Source organism: Candidatus Palauibacter sp. (assembly GCF_965197445.1).
Taxonomy (GTDB): Bacteria; Gemmatimonadota; Gemmatimonadetes; order Palauibacterales; family Palauibacteraceae; genus Palauibacter.
In genome coordinates, this window is the sequence record NZ_CBDANE010000005.1 from 1,288,170 (window position 1) to 1,300,966 (window position 12,797).

Here is a 12,797-nt window from a genome sequence, read left to right on the forward strand (position 1 = left end):
AAGGGCCCCGAGAAGGGCGCGCCCTCGCGCCGTCGCCGGATCGTCCGCTGGCTGGCCGCGGTCACCGTCGCGCTGGCGCTTGCGGCCGGGTTCGTGGTCACCCGGACGGCTGTGGGTCGCGACGCCGCGCTCGCACTGTTGCAGGACGCCATCGAGTCGGCCGTGAACGGCGAGGTCCGGATAGGCCCCACGATCTCGGGCAACATGGTCACGCACCTCACCGTCTCCCGCTTCGAGATCCGCGATCAGGACGCCGACATCTTCGTGGCGCTGGATACGGTCAGGATCGAATACGAACCCTTGGCGCTGTTCCGGGGGCGGCTGGGGATCCGGCGGCTGCACGCCAACCGAGTGGACCTTCAGCTCACGCAGTATCCGGACGGCGGCTGGAACTACGAGCGCGTGTTCGACTCGCCCCCGGCGGCGGCTTCGCTCGTTCCGGCGTCACTCGCCCGGGCCCCGGACGAAAACGCCCTGAGCATCGTCCTTCGCGACGTGAGCGTGGCGTCGGGCCGCGTCCGGATTCGCACCCCCTGGACCGCGACGCTGGAGGGAGCCGAGAAGGCGCGAGCGCTGGGCGAGGCCCGAGCCGGTGAATCGCCGTGGGCCCTTCTCGAGACGCCCGAGGGGGAATTCGACCATCTGTACGAGCTGTCCGACATCCGCGGCCGGTTCCCGGTCGCCCGCCTGACGGACCCCGAGGCGCCGTTCATGATCGAGGCCGAGAACGTCAGCGGCAGGCTGCTCGCCGTGCGCCAACCGCTGGACGTCACGCGCCTCAGCATGAGTCTGACGCTCGGCGACACGGCCCGGATCGTCGTCGAGCGGCTGGAGACGGATCAAACGGCCATCAGCGGCAGCGGCTGGATGCGGGAGGGAGACCCCCTGGCATACGCCTTCGAACTGGACGCCGACGTCGTCGATGTCCGCGATCTGCGCTGGCTCCCGATCGACCTCCCCGAGTCCGGCGGGGGTCCCATGTCCATCGACCTCTACAGCCGCGGTCCGAACCTGGTCGTGGATGTCTCCGACGGTGACTTCCGGACCGGCGAGACGCGCCTGACCGGCGACTTCAGGCTTGCACTCTCGCAGCGGCCCCGGTTCGAGGATCTCGACGTGAGGCTGGCCCCGTTCGACCTCGCGCATCTGGACCCGCTGCTCGGGCGCGAACCCGTGGGCGCAGGCAACGAAGGCTGGGCGCGCGGCACCATCCGCGGCTCCGGCTACACCGATGACCTCGGGGTCGTCGCGGATCTCACGCTCGAGGATCGCGAGCCGGAGACCCCCGCTTCCGGCCTGCGGGCGCGGGGCGGTGTCGCGTTCGGGGACGAGTCCTTCGGACTCCGCGGCCTCGAAGTGGAGCTGGACCGTTTCGAGCCGCGCTGGGCCCGCCTGACCGGCATGGATGTGGGGATCGACGGACGGGTCGAGGGGCGGCTCACCCTGGACCGGGCCGAAGATGGCGCCGTCGCGTTCGTCGGTGCGGTCGAGCACCTGACGCCGGCCGGCGACCTGTCCCGGTTCTCGGGCTCCGGTACGCTCGACCTCGACGGCGCCGGGGTCGACGCGGCGATCGATGCGAACCCGCTCTCGCTCGTCCTGCTGCGGCCGTGGGCGCCCGGGATCGAACTGGCCGGGGCTGTGACCGGCCCCATCCGGGCGAACGGGACCCGGGCGGACCTCGCCATCGCCGCGACGCTGGAATCGAACCTCGGTCGGCTCACCCTGAACGGCGCCTTCGATCTCTCGTCGGACCGGCTGCGCTACGATGCACAGTTCGAGGGCGCCGACCTCTCATTGAACCAGTGGGTCGAGGGCGGCCCGGCGTCGCGTCTCGCCATACGGGGCCGGGCGAACGGAGAGGGGATCGACCCCGCGACGCTCGCGGCCACGTTCGACCTCGAGATCCTCCCCTCCGACGTGGATCGCGCCGAGATCTACGACAGCCGCGTTCGGTTCAGCGTGGCCGACGGCCTCCTCACCATCGACAGCCTGTTCCTCTCCTCCGACGTGGGCGTCGTCGCGGCGCGGGGCAGCTTCGGGCTCGCCGAGGGCCGCGGCGGCCGCATCTTGTTCGAGGCGGACGCCGCGGACCTGTCCGACTGGGACCGCTGGTTCCTGGACGAGATCCCGGGCGGAGCGGCGGCAGAGGCCGGGGAGGCGCTGTTCGACAGCTTCGAAGCGATACTCGGCAGCGCGTCGAGGCAACCGCCGACCGAGGGGTTGGAGGGCCGGCTGACGACACGCGGCGCCGCGACCGGCCGCTGGAAGGACTTCACCCTCGGAGCCGTCGTCGAGGTCTCGGATGCACGGTTCGGGAGCTACCGGGCCGGAAGCCTCTGGGCCAATGTCGAACTGCTCGATCCCCCCGGCCTGGACATCCTCCGCTCGCAGCTCACCGCGACGGATGTCGAACTGGACGGAAGACGCGTGGACTCTCTGTCCGTGCGGCTGGACCGCCCCGCCGCCGCCGCGACCAAGGCCGACTTCCATGCGCGCCGCGACTCCAGCCTCGAGATCTCCGGCCGCGCCGATGTCACCGCCGGCGAGATCTGGAGTGCGGGACTCGCGGAACTCCGCCTCCGGCTCGGCAAGCTCGAATCGACGCTCGCGACGCCCGCCCGACTCGTCTACTCCGATTCGGGGCTCGTCATCGACGGCCTCGTCCTGAACGGTCAGCTGGGCCGGCTCCGCGCGGAGGGTCAGATTCCGGCCTTCGGGGAAGGGGCGCTCGATCTCGAGTTGTTCGGCCTCCGCGTGGAACAGTTCGGCTATCTCCTCTCCGAGTCACCGTTCGTGGGCGGCACGCTCGGGGGGTCGGCGAGGATGACGGGCACGCTGACGGCGCCGGAGTTCGCCGGCGAACTGGAGGTGATCGAGCCCCGGGTCCGGAATCACACCTACGACGCGCTGAACGCCCGCTTCAGTTACTCCGACCGCCAACTCGCGGGAGCGATCGATCTGTTCGACGGCGGCGAACGGCTCGGCCGGCTGGGGGGCACCATAGCCACCGATCTCTCTCTCGTGGAGGTCGAACGCCGCCTTCTCGACGACCCCCTCGACCTCGACCTCACCGGTGACCGGCTCCCGCTCGCGCTGATCGAACTCGCCGTCGGCGGTTTCGAGGCGGTCTCCGGCATCGCCGATACGGATCTCACCCTTCGCGGATCGCCCCGGCGACTTCGCTACACCGGCAACGCGCGCCTCATCGACGGGAGGGGCTGGGTGCCGGCCATCGGCGTGTGGCTCACCGATGTCGGTGCCCGCATCGCCTTCGAGGGATCGTCCGTGGCTCGGATCGACTCGGCCTACGCCGCGTCGGACCTCGGCGGGTCGGCGCGCGCCCGCGGCACCGTGGACATCGCCCGGATCGCGGACGCGAGATTCGACCTCGACATCGACGCGACCCGGTTTCACGGCGTGTCCAGAAACGATATGTCGCTGGCCGTGAGTGGAGAGGGCCGCCTGGATGGTTCCTACACGCAGCCCCTGCTGACGGGCGATTTCTCGCTCTCGGACGGAGAGATACGTCAGGACGAGTTTCTCAGGGAGCTGGAGATCATCGACCTCAGCGACCCCGGTATCGCCTCTCTGTTCGAGGACTCGCAGGCGGCGGGCGAGCGCCGGATCCTGGAGCGTTTCCGCAACCCCTTCATGAACAACCTCGAGATCAGCGCGCGCGTTGCGCTCGGCCCCGACCTCTGGTTGCGGTCGCCGCAGCTCGAGGTGGAACTCGTCGCCGAGGGACTCGATGTCTACATGGACCGCGAGCAGGATTCCCTCTATGTGAGCGGAGGCGTCGATCTGCCTCGCGGCACCTATGTGGTCGAGGTGCCCCCGTACAGTCGGCCCCTGCGGATCACCGGCGGGGAGATCCAGTTCGTCGGCGATCCCGGCTTCAATCCCAACCTCGACGTCACGGCCGAGTACCGGAACCGGACGGTCGACGGCCCGGTGGTCGTGGAGGCCCACATCTCGGGCCCCATGCGCGACCCCCGGCTCGTCCTCACGAGCAACCCCCCCATGAGTGAGACCGACCAGTTCTGCCTGCTCGCGGTGGGGACGCCGTGCTACCTCTCCGCCGACCGGCAGCTGGGGCAGCGGCTGGCGCAGGAGGCGTTGCTGACCCCGCTGAGTTCCGGGATCTCCTCGGCGCTCACGAGCACGACCGCCCTCTCCTACTTCAACCTGACGTCGATCAGCGCCAGCGGGCCCGGCGGCATCGCCGCGACCCGAAGCGTGTTCGAGCGCACCGCGGTGGAGTTCGGCTGGTACGCCAGCAACGAGCTCTTCGTCTCATTCTGGCAACCGCTCGGCGGCGGGCCTCCGCGGGCGACCGTCGAGTGGTCGTTCCTCCCCAGCTGGTCCGTGGAAGCCCGCGCCGCGAGCCGCTTCGACGAGCGGCTGTTCGGCCTCAACTGGGGGACGAACCTCGCCAACGACCGCACGTTCAGATTGTTCCTCTTCCGCGAGTGGTCGTTCGGAAGCGGCCCCCCCTAGCTTCGCGTAGCTTGGGCACATGGGAAGCCAGTATCCGTATCCTGACTCGGAGCGATTCCTCGTGCTCCTCAACCCCGGCGCCGGGGGCGGTCCGGTCTCACTCGAGACACTGCGCCGGAGGCTGGGTGGCGCCTTCGCCGCCAGGGGCGTCCCGTTCGACATCGTCGAGGCCGCGGGTGCCGAGGAAGGACTTCGCGTCACCCGCGCCGCCGCCACGCGCGGCTACCGGGCCATCGTCGCCGTGGGGGGCGACGGAACCGTAAGCGTGGCGTTGCGAGGCGTCGCCGGAACCCGCGTTCCCGTCGCGATCATCCCCTTCGGGACCGGCAACCAACTGGCTCTCAACTTCGATATCCCCACTTCGCTCGAGGACAGCGTCCGGGTCGCCGTCGAGGGGGAAGTGACCGAAATCGACCTCGCACGGGCCAACGGAGAGATGTTCGCGCTCATGGCCGGGGCCGGTCTCGACGCGCAGGTGATGGCCGGCGCCACCGCCGAGTTGAAGAGCCGCCTCGGCTTCGCGGCCTACCTCTACAGCGGACTCAAGAACGTCATCGGCCACCCCGACGCCGACTTTCGAATCACCGCCGACAAAGAAGAACTGCACGTGAAGGCGCAGATGGTCCTCCTCGCGAACGCCGGCCAACTCGGCGCCGGCCCCCTCCCCGTGGAGTTCAGGATGGCCCCCGGAGTCTCGTTCCAGGACGGGCTGATCGATGTCTGCATCTACGCCCCCCGCAACCTCCCGGAAGTCGCCCGCATCCTGTGGCGCGTGACGAGAAACCGGTTCGCGGGCGACGACCAGATGGTCTTCTTCCAGGCCCGCCGCGTCCGCATCGAAGCCGACCCACCCGTCGCCATCCAGATCGACGGCGAGCCCCGAGGCGTAACCCCCATAGAAGCCGAGGTCGCCCCGCTCGCCGCCTGCATCCTCGTCCCCCGCTAGGGCGCGCCGCCGCCGCCTCAGGCTGCCTTCCGCAGGTCTTCGTACTGTCCCCACAGAACCCACAGCGCCCAGTCGAGGTCCAGCCGGTCCCCCTGCCAGCGGCTCGTCGACGTCCAGGGGTTGATCCCCTTCTGCCGGTGCCAGCGCCCGAGTCCCGGCGTCGGGCGTCTGCGGCGCCTTCACATCGGGCCGCGCCGGAGGCACCGCCGGCACGATCCTCCCCGCGGGATCCGTGAACCGGGCCGCACCCGCCACTCCCATCTCCACCCGCCAGCCGCCCTCGTGCACCGTCCGGTGATGGAACCGGCACAGCAGGATCAGATTGTCCAGCGCCGTCTCGCCCCCCTCGGCCCACGGCACCGCGTGGTGTGCCTGCGTATACCGCGACCCGCAGCCCGGAAAGCGGCAGCCCCCGTCTCTCACGTCCAGCGCCTTACGCAGCCGCCACCCCACCGTGCGCCTCTTCCTTCCCACGTCCAGCACCGAGCCGTCCAGCCCCCGGGTCACCTCCACGACCTCCGGGTCGCAGGTCAGCCGCCGGGACGTTCCCGCGGGAACGTGTGAACCGTCCTCCGTGCTCACCACCGGCTCGCCCTCGCCCTCGTCCACGGCCACGGTGTGGACGACCAGCTGCACCTCCGCGTCGGTCCGATCCTCCAGCCACGCCCCGAGCGCGTCGTGGTGCCGCTCCGCCGGCGTCGCCGGCAGCTTCGGCTCCGGAGCCTCGGCCGCCCGCTCCGCCCGGTAGAGCTCGTCCCCGGCCGCGTCCAGTGCTTCCATGAGCAGGGCGCCCACCTCCGGCAGGAGCCGGCCCCGGATCCGGTACATGCCGTCCTCGCCCACCCGTACCGTCAGGTGTCGCCGCGCCGACATCTCGGATTCGCCGTCTTCGGCAGCCATGGCGGCCTCCGCACTACGCTGCGCCCGCACCAGACGCTCCACCTGGCTCGCCGTCGCGTCGCGCGCGAACTCAAGCAGCCGGACCTCGTTCCCGGGCGTGGCGATCCGCGTCAGCGCACGGACCTTGGACCAGGAGAGCCGCCCCTTCTCCATCTCGGCGGCGGTCCGCGGCAGCGAGGCGAGACAGCGGGCCACCCGCACCCGCTCGCGGGCGGGGCCGAGCGTGACCCCGGTGCGCCAGGAGAGCCAGTGGGCACAGGAGCGCCACCCGGTCCAGAGTTCCGCGCGGTCGTAGCGGTAGAGCAGGGCCAGCAGCCGGTACTGGCCCGCGTCGAGGTGGGCGCAAAGTTCGGCGATCTCGTCGCCGAGAGGGTCGCTCAGAGCGTGGTGGGACTTCTCGTGAGGCATGGGTGTTCCTTCCGAATCTTCCGAAGTCCGGGGTCAAAGAGGGTGCGAACCCGAAATCGTTCGCGACTCCCATCTCATACCCCGATATTCGGTAAATGTTCGGTTTCCAGCAAGGCAGCCACTTCACGAACCGGAGGGGTCGACCCACGAAGACGTTCCCGCGGGAACGTCCCGAGCGGCCGCGGTAGCTCCAGAAAGCGGGGATATGTCGTGATCAGGTAGGGGCGGCTCAGCGCCTCGAAGGCGGCGAGGTCCGCCGCCCATTCCGATGTGATGTCGTCGAGCGACGCCCCGCGGTCGATCGCGAGACGGAGGCGGTCCGTGCCGGCCAGGCGGTCGAAATGCCCTTCTCTCCACTCCCACGCCGAACCCGACAATCGACGCGCGACGAGCAGAGCGGCGACGGCGGTCCTCACCGGATCGTAGACCGCCCGGTCCGTCACCGTGAGGCGGATGCCGGAGATCGACCGGCCCCCGAACTTGCCGTCACCCGGCGACTCGGGCGTAAACGTGGCCGCAGCGACCGCGACCCCCGGCAGCCCCCCCGCGCCCGCGACTTCAGTCAGGCCCGACGCCCAGGCCTCGCCGTCCAGCCACGGCGCGCCCAGAAGTTGAAACGCCGCCGGCGTCCCGCGGCCCACCGAGATGTTGGTGCCCTCGAACAGGCAGGTGCCCGGATAGTGCGTGGCGCTCTCGAGCGAAGGCATGTTGGGCGACGGCGCGATCCACGGCAGTCGCGTCTCGTCGAACCAGCGGTCCGCGGACCAGCCCGCGGCCGGAACCACGTGCAACTTGACCTCGACGCCGAACGCCCCCCGATAGAGACGGGCCAACTCCCCCGCGCTGAGACCGTGGCGCACGGGCACAGGATAGAGGCCGACAAAACTCGCAAACGAGGGATGGAGCACCGGACCCTGCGCGAGTCCCCCGATGGGATTCGGGCGATCGAGAACGATGACCGGCACCCCCGCGCGCCCGGCGGCCGTCATCGCGTGCGCCATGGTCGACACGTACGTGTAGTAGCGCGCCCCGATGTCCTGGAGATCGAACGCCAGCACGTCGATCCCGGCCAGCATCTCCGGCGTCGGCGCCAGCGTCTCGCCGTAGAGAGAGTAGATCGGAAGTCCCGTGGCCGCGTCCCTCTCATCGGCGATCGCCGCTCCCGGAGCCTCCGTGCCGCGGATCCCGTGCTCCGGCGCGAACAGGGCGACGAGTGCCGCCCCCGGATGGCCGTGCAGGAGGTCGATCGAACTGGTCCCGTCGCGGCCCACCCCGCTTCGATTCGTGATCAGACCGACGCGCCGCCCCTCGATCAGGTGGGACGAATCCGCGACCAATACCTCGATCCCCGGCCGCACGACCGGCGGAGAATCCAACGCACCCGAACCGCCACAGGCGGCGAGTGCGACGGCGAGTGCGGTGGCGAGCGCGCCCGCGTGCCGCCGTGTAGGTTGGGAGCGGCGAAGTGGTGACAGGGAAAGGGTGGAGGCCGACATGCTGCGGAGACTAGAGGCACCGGACGGTCCCCGAAAGCTGGCCCTGTTTCCGGCAGTCTGCGCCGCAGCCGGTGCCGCAGCCTGGATCTCCGCCTGCGCGTCCGCCCCCGCCCCCGCCTCCACGCCGGCCGGACAGTCCCTTACCTCCGAAGCGGGCGACTGGGTCGAAGAGACGCTGGCGGGCCTCAGTCTGCGCGAGCGCGTGGCCCAGCTCGTCATGGTGTGGATGAGCGGCGGCTACGCTTCGGAGGACGACGACGAGTTCACCCGGATCGAAGCCCTCGTGCGCGACGACGGGATCGGCGGCCTCGTGCTCTCGCTCGGGACTCCGCTCGGATACGCCTCGCGCCTCAACCGGCTCCAGGCCGAGGCCCCCATTCCTCTGCTCGTCACGGCGGACTTCGAGTCCGGCGCGGGCTTCCGCGTGGCCGGCATCTACGCGCTTCCCAATATGCTCGAGATGCCCGGCGCGACGGTGCTCCCGCCCGCCATGGCGCTGGGCGCCGCGAACGATGAAGACCTCGCATACAACGCGGGCCGGGTCACCGGCGACGAGGCGCGGGCCCTCGGCGTGCACCTCGCCTTCGCGCCCGTGCTCGACGTCAACAACAATCCCGCCAATCCGATCATCAACACCCGGTCGTTCGGTGAGGACCCCGAGCGGGTGGCGGCTCTGGGCGCGGCGTTCATCCGCGGCGCGCGCGAGGCCGGGCTCCTCACCACCGCCAAGCATTTCCCGGGTCACGGGGACACCGGCACCGACTCCCACGTCGCCCTGCCCATCATCCCCGGAGATCGCGCGCGGCTCGACAGCCTCGAGCTCGTACCCTTCCGGAGGGCGATAGACGAGGGCGTTGATGCCGTGATGACGGCCCACGTCGCGGCCCCCGCCATCCTCGGCTCCGGGGCCCCGCCCGCGACCCTGTCTCCGTACTTCATGACCGAGATGCTGCGCGTCGACCTGGGCTTCGGCGGCGTCCTGTTCACCGACGCGCTCGACATGGGCGCCATCGCCGACGGCTACGGGGCCAGCGAGGCCGCGATCCGCGCCATGGAGGCCGGGGCCGACGTGCTCCTCATGCCGCGCGAGCCCCTCCGCGCCATTGCGGCCGTCGTCGGCGCCGTGCGCTCCGGCCGGCTCACCGCCGAGCGCATCGAGGCCTCCGCCCGTCGTGTGCTGACGCTGAAGGCGCGGGCCGGCCTGAACGAAGGTGCGATGATCGAGCCCGACGCCCTCCCGGGAGTCGTCGGAACCGAGTCGCACAGACAACTCGCCGAGGCGATCGCGTCCCGCTCCATCACGCTGGTCCGGGATGCGGACGGCGCGGTCCCGCTGGACACCACGACGATGCGCTCCGTGCTTTCCGTGACCTTCGCCGGCGCGAGCGACCTCGCCGCGGGCCGCGTCTTCGACCGAAGTCTCGGCGAGGCGGTGCGCGTCCGCCGGGCCCGGGTCGGCTTCGACACGCACCCGGCCGTGTACGACTCGCTCGCCCGGATCGCGCGCTCGGTCGACGCCGTGACGCTGTCCGCCTACGTCCGGCCCGGCGCCGCCGGGGACTCCAACGATCTTCCCGAGGACACCCGGCGCTTCCTCGACGGTCTCCAGGCCAGCGGCAGGACCGCCGTGCTCCTCTCGTTCGGGAGCCCCTACCTGCTGACGTCGATCCCGGATGCGAAGGCGTACCTCCTTGCGTGGGGCGGGGGCGAGGCGTCACAGCAAGCCGCGGCCCGCGCCCTCCTCGGCGCGCCCATCTCGGGCCGGCTTCCCATCTCGCTCCCGCCGCTGCACGCACTCGGAGACGGGTTGAATCGCGGACTCGAATCGGTCCACGCAAGCTCGTTCCAGCCCGGCGAGGTTCTGCCCGAAGAGGTGGGGATGGACGGGGACTCCCTGTCCCGGGTGGACCGTCTGATCGAAGCGGCGATCCGGGACGGCGCCACGCCCGGCGCCGCGCTCGTCGTGGGGCGCGGGAATCGCCTCGTCCGGCTCCGGGGCTACGGACGTCTCGACTGGGCCGCGACAGCCCCGCCGGTGGGAGATTCGAGTCTCTACGACCTTGCGTCGCTGACCAAGGGGATCGCGACGACCACGGCCGTCATGCAACTCGTCGACCGGGGGGACCTGTCCCTCGACACCCGCATCGGCGAACACCTCCCGGAGTGGTCAGAGGGCTGGAAGAGCGGAGTCACCGTCCGTCATCTGCTGACCCACCAGGGCGGCCTGCCGCCGTTCCGTCCCTTCTGGCGCACCCTCGAGGGAGAGGATGAATATCGCGAGGCGATCGCCGCGCTCGAGCCCGACTATGAGCCGGGGGAAGAGACCGTCTACTCTGATATCGGGTTCATGACTCTCGGGTTCGTTATAGAGGAGATTACAGGACAGTCGCTCGATTATTATCTGTATGAATCATTGCTCCGCCCATTGAGAATGACGGATACATGGTTCAATCCGCCGAACTCATTGCACGGGCGGGTCGCCCCGACGGAGATGGATACCGTATACCGGGACAGACATGTGATCGGAGAGGTGCACGACGAGAACGCCCACGCGCTGGGCGGCGTGGCGGGACACGCGGGACTCTTCTCCGACGCCCGGGATCTGGCGCGGTTCGCCGCCTGGATTCTGGGGGCGGCGCGTGAAGGGCGAGGTCTTCCGTCCATAGCGCGGCCCACCCGCACGACGGGCGCCCTCAGGCTGACCGCGTCGCTCGACTCACCCTCGCCGGACATCGTGGCGCAGTTCACGGCGCGGGCGGACACGGGCGAGGGCGGGTCGAGCCGGGCGCTGGGATGGGACACCCCCTCGGGGCGCTCGTCGGCCGGGGACTACTTCGGTGAAGGCGCGTTCGGGCACACCGGATTCACCGGGACCAGCATCTGGGTGGAGCCCGAACTCGATCTCTTCGTCGTGCTGCTGACCAACCGCGTGAATCCGACCCGGGCGAACCAGAAGCACATCGAGTTGCGGCGGGCCGTACACGACGCGGTCGCGACCTCGATCCGGGACCCCTGAGTACCCTGAGTACGCTCGATCTCGTCATCCTCGTCGTCTATCTCGGCGGGGTGACGGCGTGGGGGGCGTGGCTGGGGCGTGGCGCCCGGGGCGGAGAGGAGTATTTCCTCGGCCGGCGCGACCTCCCGTGGGCCATCGTGCTTCTGTCCGTCGTGGCCACGGAGACGAGCACCCTCACCTTCCTGTCCATTCCCGGCATCGCGTACGGCGGTTCGCTGGCCTTCCTGCAGATCGCCGCCGGATACGTGCTCGGCCGCATCGCCGTCGCCCGCTGGCTCCTTCCCGCCTACCACGAGGGGCGGCTGCGGACGGCCTACGAACTGCTCGAGGCGCGCTTCGGTCCGGAGACGCGGCGCTTCACCTCCGCCCTCTTCATGGTCACGCGCCTCCTCGCGGACTCCGTACGGCTGTTCGCCACCGCGATCCCGCTCACGCTCGTCACCGGCTGGCCGCTGATCGCCTCCGTGCTCGTCATCGGGGCCGTCACCTTCATCTATACCTTCATCGGCGGCATCCGCGCCGTCGTCTGGGTGGACGCGTCGCAGATGCTCCTCTACGTGGCCGGCGGGCTCATCGCCCTCGTCGTCCTCGGCCAGGCGGCGCCCGGCGGTTGGCCCGACATCCTGGGCCGGGCGGCCGAGGCCGGGAAGCTCACCCTGATCGATCCCGCACTCGACTTCGGGCGGCCCTACACGCTGTGGGCCGGGCTGCTGGGCGGCGCCTTCCTGTCGATGGGCTCTCACGGCGCCGATCAGCTGATCGTCCAGCGCCTCCTCGCCTGCCGCGACCTCGCCGCGAGCCGCCGCGCCCTCATCGGCAGCGGCTTCGCGGTGCTGCTCCAGTTCGCCCTCTTCCTGTTCGTCGGCCTCGGCCTGTGGGCCTGGTACGACGGCGCCACGTTCGCCCGCTCCGACGAGATCTTCGCCCGCTTCATCGTCGAGGCGCTTCCCGCGGGCGTCCGCGGGCTGCTCGTGGCCGGTGTGTTCGCGGCCGCCATGTCCACACTCTCCAGCTCGATCAACGCGCTCTCATCGACGACGGCCTACGACTTCTGGGCGGCGGCCCATCCCGGGGCGGACGAGGGCCGGATCCTGCGCGCGGGGCGGGCCGCGGCGGCGGCGTGGACCCTCCTCCTCGTGGCGGCGGCGATCGGGTTCATCCCGCTGAGCGAGGAGAGCACGGCGGTCGAGGTGTCGCTCGGGATCGCGTCGCTGGTCTACGGCGGGCTGCTGGGGGCGTTCGCGCTCGCGCGATTCTCGCGCCGGGCCACCAGCGGTTCCGTACGCGCCGGGATCGCCATCGGCATCGCGTCGGTCACCGGCGTGTGGGTCTTCGCGCGCGCCGCCGTCGCCTGGCCCTGGTTCGTCCTCATCGGCGCGGCGGTCACCGTCGGCGTCGGTCTCGTTGCCGCCCGGCTCGGCGCGCGACGGTAGAACAGACGCAGGTCCCCACCACGTCTTGAGCGAACCCGCCCCGCACGCTACTTTTCCCGATACGCAGGAATGCGCAGGAAACGATGGCCGGCAGGGTT

Annotated in this window: 5 protein-coding genes and 1 pseudogene; 4 read left to right on the plus strand and 2 right to left on the minus strand. The window is 70.5% G+C overall.

What is annotated here, in order from left to right; genetic code table 11:
• Positions 1 to 93 precede the first annotated feature (93 nt).
• Both ACN9M6_RS12990 and ACN9M6_RS12995 read left to right on the plus strand, forming a co-directional pair.
• Complete coding sequence (locus ACN9M6_RS12990; protein ID WP_419163323.1) at positions 94 to 4,500, plus strand: translocation/assembly module TamB domain-containing protein; 4,407 nt, start codon at positions 94 to 96, stop codon at positions 4,498 to 4,500.
• Positions 4,501 to 4,519: 19 nt separating this feature from the next.
• Entirely contained in the window at positions 4,520 to 5,446 is a 927-nt protein-coding gene (locus tag ACN9M6_RS12995; RefSeq protein ID WP_419163755.1) for a diacylglycerol/lipid kinase family protein, read from the plus strand.
• A gap of 294 nt (positions 5,447 to 5,740) precedes the next feature.
• Here the strand turns inward: ACN9M6_RS12995 and ACN9M6_RS13000 are convergent.
• Positions 5,741 to 6,754, minus strand: a pseudogene (locus ACN9M6_RS13000) (DUF222 domain-containing protein); the annotation flags it as partial.
• 74 nt (positions 6,755 to 6,828) lie between these two features.
• Positions 6,829 to 8,112 carry an exo-beta-N-acetylmuramidase NamZ domain-containing protein gene (locus ACN9M6_RS13005; protein ID WP_419163324.1) on the minus strand — a complete coding sequence of 428 codons (1,284 nt, stop codon included), beginning with the start codon at positions 8,110 to 8,112 and terminating at the stop codon, positions 6,829 to 6,831.
• A 136-nt stretch (positions 8,113 to 8,248) separates the two neighbouring features.
• On the opposite strand from ACN9M6_RS13005, the gene ACN9M6_RS13010 reads away from it, so the two are divergent.
• Both ACN9M6_RS13010 and ACN9M6_RS13015 read left to right on the plus strand, forming a co-directional pair.
• Complete coding sequence (locus tag ACN9M6_RS13010) at positions 8,249 to 11,266, plus strand: glycoside hydrolase family 3 N-terminal domain-containing protein (RefSeq protein WP_419163325.1); 3,018 nt, start codon at positions 8,249 to 8,251, stop codon at positions 11,264 to 11,266.
• 50 nt (positions 11,267 to 11,316) lie between these two features.
• On the plus strand, positions 11,317 to 12,699 hold the full coding sequence (locus ACN9M6_RS13015; protein WP_419163326.1) for a sodium:solute symporter: 1,383 nt from the start codon (positions 11,317 to 11,319) through the stop codon (positions 12,697 to 12,699).
• The last annotated feature ends 98 nt before the right edge of the window (positions 12,700 to 12,797 follow it).